At 56.5% G+C, this 23,386-nt stretch carries 12 protein-coding genes and 2 pseudogenes; 3 read left to right on the top strand and 11 right to left on the bottom strand.

The window, feature by feature from the left end; translation table 11 throughout:
- Positions 1 to 302, top strand: a pseudogene (locus Tam1G_RS07830) (integrase catalytic domain-containing protein); the annotation flags it as partial.
- Positions 303 to 447: 145 nt separating this feature from the next.
- Here Tam1G_RS07830 and hypBA2 read toward each other — a convergent pair.
- The 5 genes and pseudogenes from hypBA2 to Tam1G_RS07805 all read right to left on the bottom strand — a co-directional run bounded on the left by hypBA2 (position 448) and on the right by Tam1G_RS07805 (position 12,203).
- Entirely contained in the window at positions 448 to 6,204 is a 5,757-nt protein-coding gene (hypBA2, locus tag Tam1G_RS07825) for a beta-L-arabinobiosidase HypBA2 (protein WP_101626102.1), read from the bottom strand.
- Positions 6,205 to 6,784: 580 nt separating this feature from the next.
- Positions 6,785 to 8,761, bottom strand: a complete 1,977-nt coding sequence (locus tag Tam1G_RS07820) for a glycoside hydrolase family 127 protein (protein WP_101626101.1) — start codon at positions 8,759 to 8,761, stop codon at positions 6,785 to 6,787.
- Positions 8,762 to 8,763: 2 nt separating this feature from the next.
- Positions 8,764 to 9,582: a carbohydrate ABC transporter permease gene (locus Tam1G_RS07815; RefSeq protein ID WP_033890669.1), complete on the bottom strand. Its 819-nt coding sequence runs from the start codon at positions 9,580 to 9,582 to the stop codon at positions 8,764 to 8,766.
- A 20-nt stretch (positions 9,583 to 9,602) separates the two neighbouring features.
- A complete protein-coding gene (locus Tam1G_RS07810; RefSeq protein ID WP_101626100.1) occupies positions 9,603 to 10,529 on the bottom strand; it encodes a carbohydrate ABC transporter permease in 927 nt (308 codons plus the stop codon).
- Positions 10,530 to 10,883: 354 nt separating this feature from the next.
- Positions 10,884 to 12,203 (bottom strand): annotated as a pseudogene (locus Tam1G_RS07805) (ABC transporter substrate-binding protein).
- Between the two features lie 563 nt (positions 12,204 to 12,766).
- On the opposite strand from Tam1G_RS07805, the gene Tam1G_RS07800 reads away from it, so the two are divergent.
- Positions 12,767 to 13,789: a LacI family DNA-binding transcriptional regulator gene (locus Tam1G_RS07800; RefSeq protein ID WP_101626099.1), complete on the top strand. Its 1,023-nt coding sequence runs from the start codon at positions 12,767 to 12,769 to the stop codon at positions 13,787 to 13,789.
- Positions 13,790 to 14,017: 228 nt separating this feature from the next.
- Complete coding sequence (locus Tam1G_RS07795) at positions 14,018 to 16,234, top strand: alpha-galactosidase (RefSeq protein WP_242689698.1); 2,217 nt, start codon at positions 14,018 to 14,020, stop codon at positions 16,232 to 16,234.
- 1 nt (position 16,235) lies between these two features.
- Here the strand turns inward: Tam1G_RS07795 and Tam1G_RS07790 are convergent, their stop codons facing one another.
- The 6 genes from Tam1G_RS07790 to Tam1G_RS07765 form a co-directional block, all read right to left on the bottom strand.
- Positions 16,236 to 17,270: a LacI family DNA-binding transcriptional regulator gene (locus Tam1G_RS07790; RefSeq protein ID WP_165781955.1), complete on the bottom strand. Its 1,035-nt coding sequence runs from the start codon at positions 17,268 to 17,270 to the stop codon at positions 16,236 to 16,238.
- 203 nt (positions 17,271 to 17,473) lie between these two features.
- Positions 17,474 to 18,691 (bottom strand): MFS transporter, encoded by a 1,218-nt coding sequence (locus Tam1G_RS07785; RefSeq protein WP_101626097.1) that lies wholly within the window; start codon positions 18,689 to 18,691, stop codon positions 17,474 to 17,476.
- Between the two features lie 309 nt (positions 18,692 to 19,000).
- Positions 19,001 to 20,818, bottom strand: a complete 1,818-nt coding sequence (locus tag Tam1G_RS07780) for an ABC1 kinase family protein (protein ID WP_101626096.1) — start codon at positions 20,816 to 20,818, stop codon at positions 19,001 to 19,003.
- 59 nt (positions 20,819 to 20,877) lie between these two features.
- The gene (locus Tam1G_RS07775) at positions 20,878 to 21,147 is read right to left on the bottom strand and encodes a hypothetical protein (RefSeq protein WP_101626095.1); all 270 of its coding nucleotides are present in this window, start codon (positions 21,145 to 21,147) and stop codon (positions 20,878 to 20,880) included.
- Between the two features lie 119 nt (positions 21,148 to 21,266).
- Positions 21,267 to 22,019 (bottom strand): type 1 glutamine amidotransferase, encoded by a 753-nt coding sequence (locus Tam1G_RS07770; protein WP_101626094.1) that lies wholly within the window; start codon positions 22,017 to 22,019, stop codon positions 21,267 to 21,269.
- Positions 22,016 to 23,386: a Mur ligase family protein gene (locus tag Tam1G_RS07765; protein ID WP_101626104.1), complete on the bottom strand. Its 1,371-nt coding sequence runs from the start codon at positions 23,384 to 23,386 to the stop codon at positions 22,016 to 22,018. Before Tam1G_RS07765 ends, Tam1G_RS07770 begins: the two co-directional genes overlap by 4 nt.

The raw sequence follows: 23,386 nt of genomic DNA, 5'->3' as shown, positions 1-23,386 counted from the left end.
CACGCACCCCGTGGGAGCGGCTCAAGGAGTTCGACGAGGCGGACAGGGCCGCCGGCGGCCCCGGCTTCATACCCGACGACAAGCGAGAGGAGATCGAACACACGCTCGCGACCGTGAACCCGGCCGAGCTCGTCCGCCGCATCCACGACATCCAGGACCGGCTCGAAGCACTGGCGGCACCGCGCACCGCGCGGCTGGCCAGACGCATGGGCCCGGACATGGCATACTTGAACAAGACGCTCGCCCGGATCGCGGGCGTCGAACCGGAAGACGACGAAACCCCACAAGCCGACGCGGACTAGGATTTCACGCTCACCACAGGTGAGGCACCACTCCGGATTACGCGCTCATTTTCAAATGAGGCACCTCGATTATCAAGCAAAAGACAGCCCCCGCGCTGGCGAGGGCTGTACTGATACTATGGCCGACTAAACCAAATGGATTGGATTATCGGGTACCGGATTGGCGGCGCTTCAGGATGGTCACACCTGCTGCGGCGAGCAGCACCGCTGCAGCTGCCACTGCGGATACCGCAGCACCAGTGTCGGTCAAGCCACCCTTCTTCTTGCCGTCAGTCACACCGGGCTGCTGAGAACCTGGCTTCTGCTCACCCTTGATGTTGTAGTAGGCCTTGTCAAGTGCGTCCTGAGCGGCATCGACTTCCGACTGCGTGGCATCAGCATTGTCGAAGACCGTCTGCGCAGCCTTGATGGCATCCTGCAACGCATTCCAAGCCTTCTCGGTGTACTTCGACTTGTCAGCCTTGCTAGCACGATCAATCGAAGTCTGGAGATTGTCCTTGACGACCTTCTTGACCAAGGTCTTCAGAGCAGTCTTCAGACCGGCAGTAGCACCGGAAACCTCAGTGGCCAGAGCCTGATCGCCCTTGGCAAGCGCGGCTTCACCAGCCTCGATAGCCTCATCCAGCTTGGCGGCCTTGAATGAATCATCTGTGTATTTGGAGGAATCAGCCTTGGCTTGCTTGGCCTGATCAACCAAAGTCTGCAGATCGCTCTTAGCCTGTGCGTCGGCCAGAGTGTAGCCCTTGAGCTTGTCTTGAGCGGCATTCAGCGCTTCGACAGCCTTGGCAACATCTTCGGCAGTAGCATCGGCAGCATCGTAGACAGCCTGCGCAGAGGCGATAGCCTGCTGGAACTCGGCATATGCATCGGCGGCGAACTTGGTGCCGTCGAGACTGTTGGCTGCCTCGAGAGCGGACTGGAGCGCGGTCTTATCCACCTGCTCGGGCTCAGGCTCGGTCTTATCGACAGCGTGCACGCCCCATTCGGCCACTGCCGCACCGAAAGTACCGGTGCCGGTGTGCGGGGTGAGTACGAGTCGCAGCGACTTGGTGGTGACTGGCTTGAAGGTCACGGTGCTCCAACCATCGTTCTCGGTGGCGCGAGCGGCAGGCGAGTTGCGCACGGTCTGGTACGCACCATCGTCAGTGGACTCAACATCCTTCCAGGAACCGTCCTCAGCGAGGTACTGAATCTTCCAAGCGTCTGGAATTTCCAGACCGCCCTTGGCATCATCAGTTTCGGCGAAGTTTGCCCAGAACTGGGCGCGGCTGGAATCCACGGTCACGTTCTGGCCGAAGTCATACTGAGCGTACATGCCATCAACGGCAGCACCCCAGGATCCCCAGACCTTGGCGTTCACGTCCTGATCGTCGGTATCGGGCCAAGTGTCATCAACGACTACGCCGTCGTTGAGCTTGCCTTCGGCCTTGGACCAGCTGGCTTCAGCAGAAGCCGAGGTGTTCGTAGCCTTGCCTTCAATCCAACCGGTCAGCGGTTCGGGTTCCGGCTCCGGCTCGGAGGAACCGTTCGGATCGGTAACCACATGTACAGTCAGTGTTGCGGCCGCATCAGAGGAACCGTCCTTGACGGTGCCGCTTACCGTGTAGTCACCAACCTTGGTCAGATCGATGGCCTTGACGTCGGCGGTCTTCCAAGTGACTTCGCGGTCATCGTTCACACCGTTCGGGAACTTTACCGGAACCGTGGCAGGCAGATCGATGGACTTGGAGTTCTGGTAGACGGTTTGTTCAACCGGCTGAGCGTTGCCCTTGGTCTGCGCGTTGGCATCGGAGCGAACGGAAACATGTGCCACTGAACCACTCAGAGCACCGGCAACCGTACCCTTCACATCGATGTTGGCGCCATCGACCAGCTGAGCATCGGTTACATTGCCCCAAGTGACTGCGAGGTCACGGCGGGAACCATCGGTGTAAGTGGCGCTTACCGTCTTCGGCAGGTTGAGATCGGCGGCCTTGGTGCCGGTCTGCACCATGCGGCTCACCTCGTCCACGGACTGCGGCTCGATGGCGTATGTCTCAAACTCGGAGGCACCCACAATCGCACCCTTCGGGAAGACCACACGCAACTTGTCGGTTTCGATGGTTTCGGCGAACTTCACCTCGTTGCCCTGATTCTGGTTCGTGGTGTAGGACTGACCGTCAGCCAGCTTCACATCCTGCCAGTTGCCGTCAGCGTCGGCATACTGCAACTTCCAGGAGCTGACCATCGGCACGCCGCCGCCGTCAGTCCAGAAGTACAGCTTGGCCTTCTTCAACGGCACCTTGCCGGACCACTGCAGTTGCAGCCACGGCTCAACGCCAGTGTTGTCTCCCCAGTTGTTCCAGGTCTCGTTCGGAGTGTTGGTATACACCACCTGACCATCGACGACCTTCTTGGCATTATCCTTTGGCTGGTAGCCGTTGGTGTAGCTGGCGGAGGCGGAGGACTGCGGGGCCACGTTCACGGTCCCGTCAGACGGGATGCCATGCACGGTGATCTGCTTGTCAGTGCTCAGTTCACCATCGGATGCGGTGAGCTTCAGCACATAGTCGCCTTCCTTATTGAAGGTGACGGTGGTGCTGGCAGCCGTATCGTCCACGAACTTGGCGGTGCCGCCTTCCGGACCGGAGACGAGTTCCCACTTGGTGGAGATCTCACCATCGGCCGGCAAACCGTCATCCTTCACGGTACCGACGAGGGTGGCGCCGGATGCTGTGCTGGAGGAAACATAGGCGTCAACTTCAGGTGCCTGATTCTCAGAAGCACCGGTCGGCTTGATACCAGTGTTGTAGGCCTCGATTTCCTTAATGCCTACAGCCATGCCAGCTTGCGGCGTGAAGGTGGCGCGAATGGCCTTGGCCTTCACTGGTGTGAATTGGATACGGTTGTAGTTGGCGCTGGCGTAATTCGGCGTGCGCACTTGGCCCTCAATCGGGACCCATGTGCCGTCTTCCTTCTGATACTCCAGCTTGTAGTTGGCGGGTTCTGCGTAACCGGAAATCGTCTGGCTGGACGAAGTCTGGTAGTAGTAGAGGCGGATATCATCAATATCCTGAGCGCCATTCTTGAATGTGACAGTCAAGGAATCGGTCTTATTCTTAGAGCCCTTGGTACCCCAGAACGATTCCATCACGGTCTTGCCGTCAACGGCGTTCTCCTTTTCATAGCCCTTGGCATCGTTGTAGGTGGCTTCGGTGCTGCCGCCTTCAGCAACGTTGGTGGTGGACTTGGAAGCGGAGTCGACGTTCGTGCCAGCCTTGGCGAACAAATCGGTCACGCGCTGGTCAGCAGTGAAGGCAACCTGGTTGGCAGCCTTGAGGTCGGAGCCGGTGGCGCTGGTGATGGTCACGCCTGCCTTATCAGCGTCCTCAACAGTACCTGCGGATGGATCGTAGATAAGGTGAGCGAGCTTGTCGGAAGTAAAGGCGAGCTTGCCTCCCACATACAGGCTGTAGCCTGCGGGACCACCGTAGTGGCTACCATCCTTATCCCACACGATGGAAACATCCTGACCGTGGTAGCTCAGGTTGTTGACGGTGAAGTAGTTCCAGCCGGGGATTTCAATCGGGTTGAGCTCGATCTTGTTGTCCTCGCGCGGCACCATGCCGGCCACGTCCTCAATCATCGTCCAGTTCGTAGTGCCGAGCTGGGTGTGGTGAATCCAGGAGCGATAAGTGATTTTGCCACCATTCTGTGCAGCATCCAGGTTCTTATCCTGGTTGTTGACTTTGCCATCACCGTTCAGATCGCCAACATTGTTATTGTCCTCGTTCCAGAATTCGTTCTGGTCCGGGTACTCGTTGTTGCCGCCCTGATAGTGGGCGAATGCCACCCAGTACAGCAGTTTCTTGAATTGTTCGTTGGTGATGTAGCCGTTCTTGTTGGCATCGTAGTTGCGAATGCCAGAGGAGTACACCTGCAGCAACGGCTGAGCATTGATGATGGAGAAGTTGTTGGAACCTGGGAAGTTCAGGGCCGCCTTATCCGCCTGGTTGGCGGTGAAGAACGGGAAGATCGGGAACTCGTCGGAATCGGCGAACAGGCGCAGCGCCTGGTTGTAGTCACTGTTGCCGGTTGGCATCAGCCCTTCGGAGTACGGGTAGTAATTGTTGATTTCCTTGTACTTGGCGAAGGCACCATCGCTGAGCCACTTGTGCTTGATCAGATTGTCGGAGGAATCCCACAGGTTGTCAAGAACATCCTGCTTGATGTTGTCGGCAATCTTCTGCATCTTCTCAGCGTTGGCGGTATCGCCTGCGGCCTTGTATGCCTGGGCTGCGGCGTTGGCGTTGGCCCACATGTTGGCGGAGCCGTCAGCTCGATCCATACGCTGCCCGGAGCGTCCCGGTTCGGAGAAGGAGACTGCGTCGGCATCATTACCGGTCATCGACCACCAGGACCAGTCGATCAGGCTGTTCTTGTTGTTGTTCTGGTTGTCGTTGTTGTCCGACTCGGTGTTGGAGTTGAGCAGACCTTGCACATCTTCGGCGCCCTGATCGGCGAGCTTCTCGGCCACGGTGGATGGACCGCCATGCACCTTGTAGGAATCCCAGCCGGCGCGCGTGATGTACTGCGTGTAGCTGTGGTTCCAGTTGGCTGGATCGCCCGGGTTGTCGTGGTAGTAGTAATAGCCGGACTTGCCCTTCTTGGCGGTATCGCCGGCGGAAAGCCATGTGCCGTAGGAGTACTCCGGGTTGCGGAACCACTTGGTGTCCATCATGAACATGCCGGAGGTGAGCACGATCTGGTTGTTGTAGCCGAGCACGCCTTCGATGGAGGTTGGGTACTGGAAGGTGTTGCCGGGCATGTTGGCGTCGAGCATGTTGAATCGGCTCAGCCACCAGCGGTAGACCACGGTTTTGTCGATGTTGTCTTCCGGGGTATCCACATAGGGAGCGTTGTCGACCCACCATTGGTTGTAGGTGGTGACGGAATCCTTGTAGGAAGCGGCCGGATCCTTGAGATCACCGGTGTAACGAGCTTCGTACTCGGTGGTGGAATCCGGCAGTTCGTTGGCGATCAGACCGAGCTGCAGCTTGGTGGTCTGTGCTTCGCCTGACTTAAGGCTCAGCGTGGAGGTGAGCTTGCCACTGGAAACGGTGAAATCGTTGCCGGAGAAGCGTGGGTAGATGGTGGTCAGATTGTTCTTGACGTTGAAGCGACCGGTCAGTTCGGCAGCGCCATCATCGCCGGTGGTGGCGAACGGCGAGGCTGCGGTAATGGTTACGTCACGGTCAGCGGTGCTTTCCACAGTCAGGTTGGTCACCATGACGTTGTTGTTGGTGATGTATTTGACTTCGGTGATTTTCAGCGTCTTGCCGCTGGTCTGGAATACCGTCTTGAAGTAGCTTGGGGTCTGCTTGCGCTGTGACGTGTCTTCGTTGAGCGTCTGGGTCTTGCCGTCCGCTTCCACCGTAATGGTATAGCCGTTCTGGCTGGTCTGGTCCCAGTATGCGGTATCGCCCACGAAGCCCAGACGGCCTGGGGTGTGCGTGTACATGTAGGCGGCGCGGCCACGAGTGAACAGATAGTTGTTGCCATCGGAGCCCTCATAGGTGTAATCGCCCTTGCTGTTGGAGCTCTTGCCGTTCGGCTGCGCGCCGGTGCGGGCCAGAATCGAATCAATCCAGAAATCATGGTCTGTATCAGTGCCGGCACCGTTGGCTTGATCCTTGGCGAAGGTTTCGGCCAGATAGCTGGTGGTCGGATTGTAGGAGACCGTGTTTTCGGCCGTTTTCATCGGATCGCTGGAACCGGTAAATGTTGGATAGGCCACATCCGCATTGGGATGGCTCATTGTGTCCGCCGCATTTGCGGTGAACGCGCCGCCAGTGGCCAGCGTGGCGACTGCGGCGACTGCGCCCACTGACGCGAGCCACCGCTTTCGTGCTGATTGATGCATTCCTGCTTGAACCTCTCTGCCCCGGCCTCTCGCCTATGTGCTTGAGGATTGAGCCGCAGCCGTGCGGCCGGAACTTATACCGTGGAACGTCAGACTACGCAGTCTGTATTGTTCGCCGGTTTTGCCTTCATTGGTTATAGGGGTTTGGAATGAGGATTCAGTAGGTCTGATTTCAGTATCCTGCTTTGGATGCCGAGGTTGGAGCGACCCGCTAGAACTGATTTCATATCATAATCAAGCGAATACGGTTTCGCAAATTTTCCCCATTGATTACAAGGCTCAAACGAACAAAATCCTTGTTACTTCACCATTTTCGCATTTATTTTCGCAATTGTGCACAGGATTCCCACTACAATAAGGAGATATAAAAATCTCCCGTGCAGGCATGTACCTACACGGGAGACCTCATTCCCCAGATGCGCTTCTCGGCTCCAATCGATTCGCACAACTGGCCTATGTGATTGCAGCTTTCACAAGCCTCAATCGCATAAGAATCTATTCAAGAGTTGCTCTACCGACTGATTGCCGGCAGAGCAGCTCTTTTTTATTGCATTCCGAGGCAATCCTCGGAAATGATGGACTAGCGACGCTGGAAAACGCGCATTTCGCCGATTTCGCGGTTGGCCCACGAGTAGTACGGCACCAATTTCAGCGTGGCCGGCTCACCGGCACGCACTTCATCGGCATCCACGTAGAGCGGAGCATCGTCATCGTCTTCGGTCTCACGTACCGCCGGCAGCTCGATGGCATCCACACCACCCAGCAGGTCAGGCTGGAACGCAACAGTGGCATCCTTACCGGTCACGCCATCGGCAAGGCGATAGGTCCACAGATCGCCGGGGTTATCCACCTGCTCGGAGCAGTAGACCAGCGGGCCACGGGTCACGGCCACCTGACCGGCATCGGAGCGCACATGGGAATTGGCACGCACGAACTTCACGCTCATGTCCAAATCGAGAGCAATCTCCAACGCGTCGCCGGCGTTGACCGTCAGGTAGACGAACCCGTCTTCCACATCGGCAGCAGCAGGCTTACCGTTCACCGTCAGCGCGTACTTGCCCAGCGACCAGCCAGGAATACGCAGGCCGAAACGCACGGAGCTGAGTTGTGCGGAGGCAGGCAGCGCGACCGTGTATTCCACATGACCATCCCACGGGAAGTTGGAACGCTGTTCCACGGTCAGGCCGGATGCAAACTCAGCATTGTTGGCGATGAACTGGTGGCTGAGTACGGTCTTGCCGCCATCGCGCTCGGTGTAGATGTAACGATCTACGGATGCGATGAGTCGGGCGATGTTGGCGGGGCAGCAGGCGCAACCGAACCAGTCCACGCGATGAGAGAGCACATGGTGGCGATCCGGGTTGGCCAGACCATCCGGCGTGGTTTCCAAAGCGTTGACATAGTAGTACTGCTTGCCGTCGAGGCTGATGCCAGCAATGGAACCATTGAACAGTTCCTTCTCCAACACGTCGGCGTACTCGCCCTTGGCTTCGATGTCCAACATTTGCAGGGCGAACATGCTCATAGCCACAGAGGCGCAGGTTTCGCCGTACATCGTGTCGTTCGGCAGATCGTAATCGTAAGTGAACGATTCGCCCACATGGGTGGAGCCGATGGCACCAGTGACATACATGCGCTTGGTGACGATGTTCTTCCAGAAATGCTTTGCAGTTTCAATCAGACCCTCATCGCCAAGCAAGCGGCCGACATGTGCCACGCCAGTGCACAGGTAGCCAACGCGTACGGCGTGGCCATCGGCAGTCTGCTGGTCACGCACGGGCTTGGCTGCCTGGAAATAGCTCGGCTTGTAGAAGCCCAGATCCGGGAAGATATTGTCGCCGTTCATGGCCTTGAGCTGCTTGGTGTAGAACTCAGGGTCCTGGCCACGCACGTCGATGAGGTATTGGGCGAGCGTCAGATAACGCTCCTCATGTGTCTCCTCATACAGCTTGGCGAGAGCGAGCTCGATTTCCGGGTGGCCATCGGCACCATGAATCTTGCCCTCTTCCGGACCGAAGTTCGCGTCCAGGCAGTCAGCCATCTTCTTGGCCACATCAAGCGCCTGCTCATTGCCGGTCACCTGATGGTATGCCACAGCAGCCTCGATGTAGTGGCCCATCACATACATTTCATGGCTCTGCTGAATCAAGCTGAAGCGCGGACGGTTGGCCCACACACCTGACTTAATCTGATACGGCGTATCGAGATAACCATCATCCTGCTGGGCACGGGCGATGAGATCAACCGTCTTATCGCACAGTGCCTGCAGTTCAGGATCCGGATGATAAGCCAGCGCGTAGGCGGCTTCCTCAAGCCACTTGTAGACGTCGGAATCCTGGAAGACCATACCGTGAAATTCGTCGTCAAGCTCACCGGCAGCCACCTTCAGGTTGGCTACGGCATGGCTTTTGTTATCGGATAGCTGGTTGCCAGCAGGATCGTCGGGAACGACAGTGTCGATTTCGTCGTTCATCACACCCCACTGGTACGGGATCACCGATTCGACGATCTGGTCGCGACGCTGCTTCCAGAACGGTGATGTAATCGTTACTTTCATAATCAGCCCTTGACCGCTCCGGCCATGAAACCTTTCACGTAGTACTTCTGGAGTGCGAGGAAGAGGATGGCGCATGGGATGAGCAGAACCACAACGCCGGCTTCGGTGGCACCGTAGTCGATGACGCCCATCGTCTGCTGGCGCATGTTCACCATAGCGAGCGGCAGGGTGGACTTGGCGGAAGAGCTCAAGTACAGCGGAATCATGAAGTTGTTCCATGCCTCGAGGAAGGCCAGCAGGCCAACGGTCACCATAGAAGGCTTGACCACCGGAACCAGAATCTTGAACAGTGCCTGGAAGGAGTTGCAGCCATCAACCATAGCGGCCTCTTCCATATCCTTCGGGATGGCATCGAATGCGTTACGCATGATGAAGGTGCTCATAGGCAGCTGGAACAGCGTGATCACGAGACCGACACCGAGCAGGGTGTCGTTGAGGCCGATATCCTTGAACCACACCATCAGCGGGATCAGCAGGGATGCGTACGGCACCATCAGGATGGACAGGGTCACCATGAAGCCGAGGTTACGACCCGGGTAGTCAAAGCGGGAGAAGGAGTAGCCGGCCAGAGTGCAGACCACAACGGAGAACACCACGGCGACGAGGCTAACGATGATGGAGTTGAACAGGTACTTCGGCAGACCTTCCTGGTAACCGAACAGGGTCAAGTAGTTGGCCACACCCCAGCCCTTGGACTGGGCGGAACCGGGCTGCGGGCTGAAGGAGCTGATCACAACCCAGATCAGCGGGCTGATGAAGATCAAGGCCAGTAAGGCTTCAAGAATTCGAGCGATAACGCGCTTCCACAATGGGGTAGTCATAATGAATTACCTCCCCTTTCTCACTTGGTGTTGTCGCGCATACCGCGCATCTGAATGGAGTTGATAATCACCAGGGCGATGAGCACAACCAGCGAGAGAGCTGCTGCCATGCCGAGGTCCTTCTTGGAATCGAAGGCGAAGTTGTAGATGAGCTGCACCACGGTCATCGTGGAGTTGTTCGGGCCGCCCTTGGTCAGAATGAAGAACTGGTCGAAGGCGAGGATGGAACCAGTTACGCAGTAGACCAGGCACATCACGATGGTGGGCTTCATCAGCGGCAAGGTGATGGAGCGGAAGATACGCCAGGTGCCGGCGCCATCCATGCGAGCGGCTTCGTACAGGTCACCGGGGATGGCCTGCAGGCCGATCATCATGAGCAGCATGTAGTAGCCGGAGAAGCGCCAGACGATGACGATGATTGTGGCCCACAGGGCGGACTGGCCAGTGGCGAGCACCGAGCCGCCTTCCTGCATCAGACCCAGCGTGGAGAGAATCTTGGTCACAGGGCCAACCTGCGGGGAGTACAGTGCGTAGAACAGCAGGGATGCGGAGGCCAGACCGGTTGCGGACGGCAGCAGGAAGCAGGTACGCAGCACATTGTTCCACTTGGTGGATTCCTGCACGATCAGAGCCATGCCGAGGCCGAGCACCAGCAGGAAAATCGTCACAATCACGGTGTATTCAAGCGTGAAGCCGATGGACGGCCAGAATAGCTTGTGTTCGAATACCTTGGCGAAATTGTCCGGGAAGTTGGTGCCACGGTTGCCGCCGAGCAGGCTCCAGCGGGAGCATGCCATGATGACGAGCAGCACGATCGGTACAAAGAACAGGACGATAATCATTACCCAGTCCGGAAGCGCGTACAGGATACCGCGCTTGAACGCCTGGGCCTTTGCCGTGGACTTGTGCTCAGGCACGGCCGCGGCGGACTTGGAAACATTCGACATGTTTCACTCCTTTGTGGGGAAATGGATGTGATCAGACGATCGAACTTTGATCGAATTTCGGATCGAAATGCAATCCGTTATCAAGGTCGATTCCTGTACGAAGGAGAAAAGGAAGGAGAGTACAACAGGAAGCTGGAATCGGCCTTGGCAACAGAACACAGTCGAATGATGTGTTTTGTGAGTATGTTTTGGACATAGAAATGCTCCCCTCAGTCACCTGTGGTGACAGCTCCCCTCGAGGAGGGGAGCCAGATGGTTATGCTCAGTTCCTTTGAAAGGAACTATCGCGTAAGCGATTGAGGGGAGCGATATTCAGTTATTGGTAGCTAGTTCAGCTGATTGCTGATCTCAAGCTCACTGAGCAGACAGGACGTCGGTCACAGCCTGGTTGTCGGACTTGAGGTTGCCGTCGCCCCAGACAGCGTTCTGGACGAGTAGCTGCCACGGAGAACCAGCGGCGTTGAAGGCTTCGTTGAAGGCTGCGGACTTCGGGGTCTGACCGTTGCCATCGATGATGGTGGAGTTGATGGTCTGGATACGAGGATCAGCATCCTTGTAAGCGGTCTTCAGGGTCTGGATGTTGGAAGCGGTGTAGCCGTTGTCAGCGAAGACTTCCTTCTGAGTGTCGGACTGCATCAGCCAGTAGAGGAAGTTCCAGGCCTGAGCAACATGCTTGGAGTCCTTGGAGATGCCCATTGCATCGCCACCGAGGAAGGTGGAGGTCTTGCCAGAAGTGCCAGCGATTGGGGTCACGCCGACCTGGAAGCCGCCGTCCTTCTCAGCATCGAAGATGTCGTTGAGGGAGGTGTTCGGGTAAGGCATCACACCAATCTTGCCGTTGGCGAACGGAGCGGTCCAGGTGGCACCGGTCTCTTCCTTGGAGCCTGCGCCGAGGCCGTTGGTGGTGTTGGCGAGTTCCTTGTAGGAGTCGAGCACGGCCTTCATGGAGTCGTTGTTCAGGGTGGCTTCGGTGCCGTCGTCGTTCATGACGGATTCGCCATCAGCCTACACGGACGGGAAGAGGTCGAAGACCAGTGCGCCACCGGACTGACCAGCGAGGTAGGAGCCGGCAACGCCGTCCTTGTTCAGAGCGGCGACCTTCTTGGCCTGCTCGGTGAAGGTCTTGATGTCGGTCGGGCCCTGCTCAGGATCCAGGCCGGCTTCCTTGTAGAGGTCCTTGTTCCAGACCCACACGGAAACATCGGTGATGAATGGCAGGGTGTACTCGGCACCATCCACGGTGCCAGCCTTGATGTGGCCCTGCTGAATGTCCTTCAGGTTGTCGAGACCGTTGATCTGATCGGTGATTTCGGTGAAGATGCCTTCAGAGGCCCAGTACGGAATACGAACAACGTCGCCGGCGAGAATATCCGGCAGGGAGTCGGTCTGGGAAGCGCCGCCGACCTTGCCTTCCATATCATCGTTCGGGATGATCTCCAGCTTGACCTGGTTCTTGTGGCTCTTGTTGTAAGCCTCAACAGCAGCCTTGGCCTGACGCTCCAGCGGGGAACGGGTCCACAGGGTGATTTCGGTGCCATCATCGGTACCCTTGGCCGGGATGCCTTCGGCGGTAGCAGAACCACCATTGCCGGAACCGCCGCAGGCGGCCAGCGGGATCAGCATTGCAGCGGCAGCGATGCCTGCGAGTGCACGAGTGACCTTGTTGAAGGACATATTCGCTTCTTTCTCTAAAATGTTCCGCTCATCTCTGAGAGGCGGTGGCGGAGTTTCCGCCTCCGGTCCTTCGAGGTTCCATCCTTCTTCTTCGGTAGAACGAAACTCTGCGAAAGCCTTTTCTCAATATAAACGAACGGGACTTATTTTGCAAAACCGCTTTCGCACTTTCGCTTTCTTTCGCATATCAAACCGGTTCAAGCCACCATCCTCAGCACATCACCCACTAAATTATTGGCTTATTTTCAGCGTTTTCACGGCGTGTCGTATTAATCGAACAAAAACAAACACAAACCAAACGCTTTCATGCACTTTCTGCAAAAATGAACATTTCTGTTATCGCTTTGTTATAAAACATACCCAGTGAAACACACCTTGCGAAAATTTTTCGCACTTTCGCGCTACAATACGATGCAGCACAGCGACGTACTCTACTGGCAACTTCGCCGCGCATTGGTTTCTCGGTGATACGCCCTCCAGGCACCCGACGAAAACAGAGCGTGGCGGCAAGCGCAAACGCGCATACTAGAACTACAACATATATGAATAAAAGGAATCGAGGCATGATGTCCCAGACCCCGACCGGACGTTCGGCACGACTCGAAGATGTAGCCGCGCTGGCCGGAGTGTCTCTGGCCACCGCATCCAAGGCGCTGCACAACAAGCCACGCATCAGCGACGACACCAAACAGCGCGTACTCGATGCCGCCCGTCAATTGAACTACTCCCCCAACAAATTGGCGCAATCTCTCGCCCGCGGCACTTCCGGATTAATCGGCTTGGTCACCTCCGACCTCCAAGGCCGTTTCTCCACCCCTATTCTTATCGGCGCAGAAAATGAGCTGCGCGCACAATCCACTTCCGTACTGCTGGCCAACGCACGCGGCGATGTTGCACTCGAACGCCAACATGTGGAAAAGCTGCTGTCGCTGAAAGTCGATGGTCTGCTGATTGTGCAGCGTGAAACCAACCCTCGCCCCTCACTTGGCCAGGACTGGGGTGTGCCGTTGGTGTATGTATACGGCCCTTCTACCAATACTGATGACTGCTCAGTCACCTGCGACAATGTGGACGCCGGCCGCATGGCAGTCAATCATCTGATTTCCTGCGGGCGTCGGCATATCGCCATTATTGGCGGCGATGAAACCTATACGGCAGCCACCGATCGCACCAAAGGTGCGCTCGAAGCGCTGGCCGAGCTCGGCATTCAGCCGGCTGGCCCGGTTCGTTATGGCAAGTGGGAAGAAGGCTGGGGCCGCGCGGCCACTCGCCTTCTGCTTGATCAAGGCGTGAAATTCGATGCCGTGGTATGTCAGAGCGATCAGCTCGCTCGCGGCTGCATTGATGTGCTCAAGCAGCAGGGTTTGGCCATTCCGGATGATGTTGCCGTTATCGGTCACGATAATTGGTCGGTGTTGACTTCCGGTTCTCGCCCGTCGCTGACTTCGATTGATAATGAAACTGAGGCCATCGGTCGCCGAGCAGCACGGTATTTGATGGATGCCATCGACGGCAATCCGCATCATGGTGTGGATTATGTGCCCTGCCGCCTGATTCAGCGCGAATCCACGCTGCCGTTGGACTGAAGTACAGTACAGCATATCTCCCAAGAGCCCGGACCAGAATCGAATTTGATCCGGGCTTTCGCATATTCCGCTGCAGACTCCCGCGGCGGAGCGTCATATGCTCACAAAATTATATCGGTATCATTATTTATCTATTTATAGGCAGATTTACTGCGTTTTTAAATTGTTATACCGGTATAAATCTTATATGATATTCTTCGTTATCACCCATAACAACGAGGTATGCACATGCAGATGACCACCATCGCCATCAACCAGCCGACGCAGGCTCCTGATGGCACCACCACTATCCCACCAACCAGCAAGCTGACCCATGTGACCATCGGGCTTAGCGAAAGCAGATTCCCGCGTATCGTTGCCATCACGCGCGGCGCGGCCACATCAACGCTTGCCCATGCACCAGCTCCGGCAGCGGCAAACGAGCCCACTGCCATACAACCGGACCCACAGTTCCCACAGACGCTTGACGCAGGTCTTCAAATCGGTGAAATGCCTTCCTTGCTACCCACGCAGGCTGAAGGCTGGACCGGAACACCTGCCATCCAAGTGGCACGCAATGGCGTGGAACTGTTCCCTGAGTTGAACGTGTCCCACGTCACCACCACTGAAAGTTCCATTACCATCGAGGCGGCAGACAATACCGCTAAGCTCGCTCTGCATATGACTGTTGCCATCGGCGCAGAAGGACTTATTCGCGTAGACACCGATCTGACCAACACCGGCGAATCACCATTGACCGTTCAACGCCTGGCACCGGTTGTACCGCTGCCGCCTCAGGTATCGGAAGTCGAATCCTGCACCGGTCACCATCTTCGCGAACGTGCGCTGCAACGTCAGCCCCTTACTGAAGGCGTGTTCGCTAAGGAATCGCGCATGGGTCGCCCGAATTTCAACGCCACTACCCTGCTCACCGCTGGCGAGCGCGGCTTCGGCTTCGAACATGGGCTGGTTATCTCCGCTCACGTGGCATTCAGCGGCAATTCCACCACGTTCATTGAGCGCACACCCTATACGCATGGTGTTATCGGCGGCGGCGAACTGCCGTACATGGGCGAAATCGAATTGACACCAAGCGCCACGTATCATGCGCCACGTCTACTTGTTGGCGTCGGTGATGGCCTGAACGAGGTTTCGTCGAAATTCCACGCGTACTTGCGCGCGCTGCATCCAGAACTTGCAAAGCCTCGCCCGGTGATGCTCAACACGTGGGAAGCCATGTACTTTGCGCAAAGTGAAGGCAAGGTCATTGCCTTGGCTGATCGCGCCGCTGAGATTGGCGTGGAGCGATTCGTTATTGATGATGGTTGGTTCAAAGGCCGCCGCGACGATACCAAGGCACTTGGTGATTGGCAGGTCGATTCCACGCTGTGGCCGGAAGGTCTTGGAACCGTAGCCCATCATGTGCACGATTTGGGCATGGAATTCGGCTTGTGGTTTGAGCCGGAGATGATCAGCCCTGATTCTGATGTGGCGCGCGCTCACCCTGATTGGATGCTCGCTCCGAACAATGAGCGTCTGCCGATGGCATCGCGCGCACAGCAGGTTATTGATCTGACGAATCCTGCAGCCGCTGCCTATGTGGAGCATGCCATCGACACTTTGGTGGGTGAATACCATATCGATTACATCAAATGGGATCACAACCGCTTCCTCACCGAGCCCATCTCTCCTGCATCCGGTCATCCTGCCGTGCATAAGCAGACCGAAGCGTTTTATGCGATTGTCGATCATCTGCGCGAACGCCATCCTGGATTGGAAATCGAATCCTGCTCGTCTGGCGGCGGCCGTATTGACGCCGGCGTTTTGGCACGTTGCAGCCGCGTCTGGGCTTCTGATTGCACCGATCCCGTGGAGCGCGCCGACATTCAGCGTGGCACATCATTGTTGGTTCCGCCGGAGATGATCGGCGAGCATATTTCCGAGTCTCCGAATCATGCGACCCGCCGCGCTACGTCGCTTACTATGCGTGCGTCGATGGCGTTCTTCGGCCATCTCGGCATCGAATGGAACATTATGAAGCTCAATGATGCTGATTTGCAGCAGCTCAAGAGTTGGGTGGATTTGTATAAGCAGCGTCGGCAGGATATTCCTCAAGGCGTTATGGTGCATGCCGATGTTCCCGATCCGGCCATTCGCGTCGATGGACTTATTGCGCCGGATCGTTCGCGCGCGGTTTTCCGATTCGCCGCAGTCTCATCATCCCAGGATTACCCGTATGGTTTGGTTCGGCTGCCCGGCTTGGACGATACGGCACGTTACCGTATTCGCCCACTTGGCGGCATCACCCGCTACGAGCAGGAGTTCAGCCCGAATTGCCGCACACCATTGAGCTGGTGGACGGACGAGGGTACGACGGTAGATGGTGCGACGCTCACTCAGTGGGGTATTCGCCCGCCGCAGCTCGCGCCTGAACATGCCGTGCTCATTGAAGTGACGCGTCAGTAGCTCAGCCGCGCACGAGTTCGCCGGTGGACTCGCGTTCCACTAATTCGCCGGCAATCGTATCGAACATCGTCCACGCCTCGCCGCGTGGACGATTGTTGACCACATCATCAATTTGCTGTTTGAGCATAGTGACCGCGTGCTCGCCAGCCTCATCAAAGTGCTGCCGAATCGTAGTCAGCGGCGGATTCCACACCCGGGAAAGCGTGTGATCATCGAATCCGGCCACAATCACATCCTCAGGCACCCGCTTGCCAGCGATTGCCAAACCTCGCATCACACCCATTGCAATCTCATCATTGCCGGCGAAAATAGCAGTGACACTGTCGTCATTGCCAAGTTGCTGCCCGATAGCAATGGCCTTTTCCGCATCCCACGTGGTAGCAATCGGCGCAGGAGCTGGCACATGCGCATCGCTGAGCGCCATGCGCCAGCCATCCTCGCGCGCATCAACATCAGACGGCACTGCCACATAATGCACAGTTGCATGCCCTAAAGCCAGCAAATGCTTGGTCATCGTGTAAGCGCTGTCATACTCGCCCAAATGAATCTGGGCCCGATCCTCATGCCGAGGGCCACCGATAATCACCAACGGAGTTGTGGTTGGAATATGGGAAACCACACTATCGGTTAAGCGATCATAATCAATAAGAATCACACCGGCCGGGCTGCGATCCAGGCAGGATCGCACGCTGCCTAACATCCAATCACCACCGCGCGAATCAAGCACATAGATAGTAGTCGGATAGCCGATTTCCTGAGCTTTACGCTCAATGCCATAGAAGGTTTGCGTGCGGCCATACAGCCTGGTATCGGCAGACATCACCGCAATTGATTCGCTCATATCGAGGGCGAGAGCGCGGGCGATAGGATTCGGCCGGTAGTTCAGCTTTTCGATGGCGGCCGCGATAGCTACACGCTTTTTCTCGCTAACCCGACTAGGATCCTTCAAATACCGCGACATCGTGGGCACTGAGACATTGGCCACCGCAGCCACGTCACGAATGGAAGGCGCGGTACCGCGCTTCGTTCTAGGCATGCACATACCTCCCTGACTTGGGGTTCCAAAGTCATACACCGGCATACCGCACGGGTTAACCGCCTGGCTTATATTCTGTGCGCTTCATTGTACGCAAACCGTTCGATGTATACCGGTACAAAAAAGCGCCCCATAACGAGGCGCTTGGAATCAGGCTAGAGATTCTTGAATTACACGGTTGCGTTCAGAACAGTTCAGAACTATCAGGCCAAAGCTGGCTGAGCGTTCTTCTTATGAGTAAGCTGCCAAGCCAAAACCACAGCAATCATGATGGCAAAGCCTGCAGTGAACCACGGGAATGGAGCGGCAGGATCAGTGGAACCGGTAATCATGGTGACTGCCCTCATAGCCAGCGGGGAAACAAACACACCCACGTGGAAGGACAGGATGATCATGGTGGACCAGAATGCCTGAGAGCTCTTCTTTGCGTACTTCGGGATGCGGTTGCACAGGAACGGTCCCAGAATCGGGCCAGGGAAGTTGAACAGGAAGAAGCCGATGACCAGCACAACGTAGCTGCTGCCGGCAAGAGAGACGAGCAAGCTGCCGAGGAAGTAGACACCCATGCCGATGTAATAGGTGTTATCGCCGAACTTCTTTTCCAGGAAGCCATACACAAAGCCGGCAACCACGGCAAACAGGATGCCTACGGAGATGATTACGGATGAATCATGGTGAGGATCGTTCAGAATCTTCTGAGCGATTTCAGCGAAACGCACATTGATAGCGTTGAAGAACACCATATACAGCGCGGCGCACACGCAGAATGCGCCAAGGATGGGGCTGGTCTGCTCAGGGTAGATGTTGACGTTCTCTTCGGCTTCCATGTCGGAGGAGCCGGACTTATCGAGGTGGACGTCCGGAACCTGGAACCAGAACCAGATGAGCACCGGGAATGCGAACAGGTAGACGATGAAGGCACCCTGCCAGCCGGCGATGAGCACGAACACAGATACCAGTGCGGTCATGATGGCTTGGCCAAGGTTTTCGGTGGCGCCACGGATACCCAGCAGAGTAGCGCGGCGATTGCCGGAATACAGCATCTGAATAAGGGTGATGGCCAGCGAATTGTACAAGCCGAGACCCATACCGAAGAGCACACGTGCAGCCATCACAACGGCGAAGTTCGTGGCGAACATCGGCACGAATGCAGTGATGCCCACAAGGAACAGACCGGCACCGATAACCTTCTTCAGGCCGAAGAATCGCGCTAGCGCCGGGCTGATGAGCAGCGTGGCCAGTGCAGTCAATGATGGTGTGGTGGAGAGCAACTCCGCGGCGGTGTTATCGACGTTAAGCGCACGCCCCAACTGTGGGATAACGCCGTTGACGACGCTGTAGCTGGTGAGGAACAGCGATATGGACAGCATCGGCAGGATCACCGAAAGGCTGTTGACATCCTTCTTCGTTGTGGATGACATAGGTTTCCTTTTTCTCTGTGGTTTATGCACCGGTGGTTGGTGCTGACGTCGGTGTGAACGAATTGTGTTGACCGGCTTGGACTGTTCGCCGTCCTTGCCGACCTCGTTCTCCGTTGTCAGAAGAAACTATATTTTGATACCGGTATAAAGTCAAATTAAAACATCGAAATGGCTTATATTCCGGCGTTTCTTGAACTTTGCTTAATTCTTTCTTTTATCGGTTTCAAATAAACAGAAAAAGCATATGGCAACTTTGGCAATATGAAGATGCCAGCGCCATGAGATATGGAGGATAGAAAGATTTGCCGACTAGCGCTTCTTGGCTTTGCGGCCCTTCAAATAGATGTCGATGACAATCCAGCAGCCGAGCACAAAGGCCACCACATAGCCCATAAAGCCCACAATCGGAATACCGAAAATAATCGGTTTCATGCCGGCGTAATACACAATCGACGAACCAATAAACAAGCCCACCACAATCAGAGCCATCGTCAATCGGTTCACCATGTCAGACAGCAACTGGAATGGTTCCTGCGAACCAACCAGCTCCATGTTCATGCGCAGCTGACCGCGCGTGAGCATACGGGCGGCCACGTTGAGCTCGCTCATCGCGTCCAGTGCACTGTGAATCGCCACATGGCTTTCCACGCCAAGATCCTTCAGTTCATCTTTGATGGCTTGGCTTGTGCTCTTGGATGTTGCGATGTGCTGCGAAATGATTTCAATCATGTTCACGTCTGGAATGAACTCGTCCAGCAAGCCTTCCAACGTGACCAACGCGCGGCCCACGGTAGTGATACTGCTCGGCACTTCGATGCCATGACGCTGCGCCAACGAGGTCAACGCGGTGATGAATGCCGCCAAATCCAAGTCTTTGAGATCAACAGTGCCATATTCCTTGACGATAACGTCAAGATCGGCAAGCAAGGACGGATAATCAGCCGGGTCTGCTTCAGCGCCAGCGAATCGCAGTAATCCGTCGGCCAAATCCGGCGAATTCTGCTTGGCCACGGCGAAAATCATCTCTTTCATCACCGCGCGGGTTTTGGCATCAAGCCGGCCGGTCATGCCGAGATCGATGAGAACAATCTGCCCACCGCGAATGATGATATTGCCCGGGTGAGGATCCGCGTGGAAGAAACCATCGTCCAGAATCTGCGTGGCGTAATTATCCACCAGCTTGGTGCCGATGTCTTTGAGATCGTATCCGGCGTCCACCAACTCGTCAGCATGCGAAACGGAAATACCATCCACATAATCCATAACCACCACATGCTCAGTGCAGAGGTCCGGGTATGGAGTCGGGCAATCCATGTATTTGAAGCGTGACGCGAATCGCTTGAATTCAGCCAGATTACGCGCCTCTACAAGGAAGTCTGTTTCGGATTCGAAGGTATCCCACAGCTCCTCAACCACGCCTTGCAAGTCGACGATCTGCGAGCTGCGAATCACTTTGGTGGCGGCTTTGGCAATAGAGCGCATGATAGCAACGTCTTGCGCCATGGTTTCGCGCACGCCTGGGCGCTGCACTTTAATAGCCACATCTTCGCCGGTTTTCAGCGTCGCGCGATGCACTTGAGCCAGCGACGCCGAGCCCAACGGTTTCAAATCGATATGCGCAAAGACTTCGCTTGCTGGGCGGCCATATTCAGCAGACAGCACATCCAGCACAGTGGCGTATGGCATTGGATCCGCATCCGCGCGCAGTTTGGCGAGTTCGTCGCAGAAGCTTTGCGGCAGAATCTCGGAACGCATAGAAAGAATCTGGCCCACTTTAACGAATGTGGGGCCGAGCGCCTCGAACATCAGGCGCATTTTCACTGGCGTCAAACCTTTCAGCGCATCGAATTGGTTGACGATGCGCACGATTTGCGCCAAACGCTTCATCTTGCTGCGGCGAGTCAGATGATAGCGCTGGGAGAAATCATCTCGCCTTGGTCCAAACAGACCAATAGTTTCCGTATTTACTGCAGCCCATTGTGCGTAGGCGGCAGTCATCGGATAATCAGTGGAACTGGAGGTTCCAGTAGTGCGAGCATTGCCCGCAGTGCTAGTGGCCGCAGACTGCGGAGCAGACGACGATGAGCCGGACGCTTCAGATGAGGCGTCCGGCTGAGTATGCGGCATCGTGCCGCGCGCATTGTGCTGCGTCGTCTGTTCCGTTGTCTTTGCAGTCACGAAAGCAATCAGTCCTTATCGGCGGAATCGGACGAATCAGCCTCAGTGGTGTCGATAGGCTCTTCCTTGGCTTCGTCCTTATTGGCATCGTTGACCAGAGCCTCGCCCACCTTGCGCTTCAGCTCAGTGTTCAGCGACTTACCCTGCTCAACGGTCAGCTCGCCCTTCTTTACCAGGTCATCAACAATGGCGCTGCTCTTCTCGTAACCGGTGGCCAGAGCACCGATGCCGGCCAGCAGAACCTTGCGGACGCCTTCGCCCAGATCAAAATCAGCCATAATAACCCCTCCTTCGAGGTTCGACGCAGCCTGATGCCTTGTCTCGTATTCACAAGATTAGCGCACATGCACGTCCTTGACGCTAGGCCTTACAGCTGATTTCGTCTAGTGGAATACACTTACCGGGGGCGTGCGGCTGCGGCTTTGCGCGCGTTGGCGGCCACTTGGTCGAGTCGCGCAAGCTCAGCGGCTTGTTCCGAAGTCTGATCAGTCGTGCTGAACGAACCATAGCGGCGGGTTGCCGCAGTTTCAATCAGAAAATCGGAGATTGCAGGGTTCTTAGGCAGCAGCGAACCATGCATGTACGTGCCGATCACATTGTTTACGCGAGCGCCCTCGGTATGGTCCTTACCGTTGTTGCCTTGGCCCTCGGCGTCGACTGTGCCGAGCGGCTGCACGCCATCTCTCAGGAACGTCTGCCCGGAATGATTCTCATAGCCGATCACATCACCGAACTGTGCGGAATGTTCTACAAGGTTGCCGATCATGCGCACATCCTGGCCTACCGTATACGCGCCGATGACACCAATGCCGTCGAGCCTTGTGCCGTCTACGGTTTCGAAATACTCGCCGAACAGCTGGTACAGGCCGCAAATCATCAGCATTGGCACACCATCTGCCGCAAGCTTGCGCAGCAGATCAGCTCGCATATAGAAATCATCAATGATTTTCTTCTGGCCGGTGTCTTGGCCGCCGCCGCCCAGAATCAGATCTACTTGCTCAGGCCACTCGTCGCCCTGATTGTACTGATGCACTACCGGATGGTAGCCGTACAATTCCAGTCGGCGGCGAATGGTGAGCACGTTGCCGGAGTCACCGTAAATGTTCATGTCTTTCGGATACAGAGACACGATATCGATTGTTTTGCTCATCGGCCCACTCCTGCGTCGCTGACCTCAGTGATTCCGCCTAATACCGCGCGCGCTTTCAGCATGGCGGTATACGTGCAATACATATGTTTACGAGTGCCGGGATTGCTGGTGACGAACGTGGTTACCGCCCGCTCCAGATCGGGTTCCACCTGCTCGACCGGCACCTGATCGTAGCCGAGGCGCAAAGCCATATCCCAGGCGCGCACGCCGGACACCATGTTTACGCCGCTTGCTCGCAGCGAAGTGAAGTCCACATCCCATAGCCAGCTCATGTCTCGCCCATCGGCGTACTGGTCGTTGATGGCGATCATCGTGTCTGCACCGGCTGGGCTGAAGCTGGCAAGCGAAAGGCGGAAGCCCATCGGATTCTTGACCAGCAGCAGTTCCACAGGCGAACCGTTCACATTGATAACCTCGCCGCGGCCGAATGCCGGGGTGACGCGAGAGACCGCAGCAATCAGTTCATCGGCGCTGACCGCGCAGGCGTTGGCGTTCGTGATGGCCTTGGATTGTGCGGCGGCATTGGTCATGACCGCGCGCACTACGGCGAGCGCGGCCGCAGCGTTGTACAGGTTGTAGACGCCTTCGAGTTTGACTGCGGTGGAGTAATCCTGCCCGTCCATATTGAATGTGGCTTCGTGATCGCCGACTGCGGTCAGCGTCACGTCCGCAGGCAGCTCGGGGGCTGCCCCCCTCAGTCCGCTTCGCGTCTGCGCCGTCTTCTCCGCGCCGGATTCCACGGACACTGTCGTGGCCATGTCGTCATCAGACGGGAAATAATGACGCAAATCATCGGCCAAACCAAAGTATTTGACCTGCGTGCCGGCCGGAACCTTGGCTGCAAGCGCGGCGATGCGTGGATCTTCGCGGTTCAACACCACAGTGCCGGTGGTTGCCTCGGCCACATGGCTGAGCAGTTTGGCAGTGGTGTCGATTTCACCGAAGCGATCAAGCTGATCGCGCATCACGTTGAGCAGCAATGCATAGCGCGGCTTGACCTGCTTGACGAAATGCACCGCATACGCTTCATCGAGCTCGAGCACGGCGATATCCGCGTCCAGCTTGCCGGCCAAATTGACCTCGTTCAGCAGAGCAGACACCACACCTCGCACGAAGTTCGAACCAGTGGGGTTGGTGAACACCTTGAGCCCCAAGTCCGAAAGCATGGAAGACACCATACGGGTGGTGGTGGTTTTTCCGTTCGTGCCGGAGACCAGCACCACGCCAAGCGGCAATTGCGCAAGCGTGCGGGTCAGGAACCCAGGGTCGACGGATTCCACGATTTTGCCCGGGAACGCCGAGCCGCCATGTTTGGTAACGCGCGCGGCCGCACGAACCAGTTTTCCGATGGCTGGAGTAACAAACAT

This window comes from Bifidobacterium imperatoris (genome assembly GCF_002860405.1).
GTDB lineage: Bacteria > Actinomycetota > Actinomycetes > Actinomycetales > Bifidobacteriaceae > Bifidobacterium > Bifidobacterium imperatoris.
This window is presented reverse-complemented; position numbering and strand designations above follow the sequence as displayed.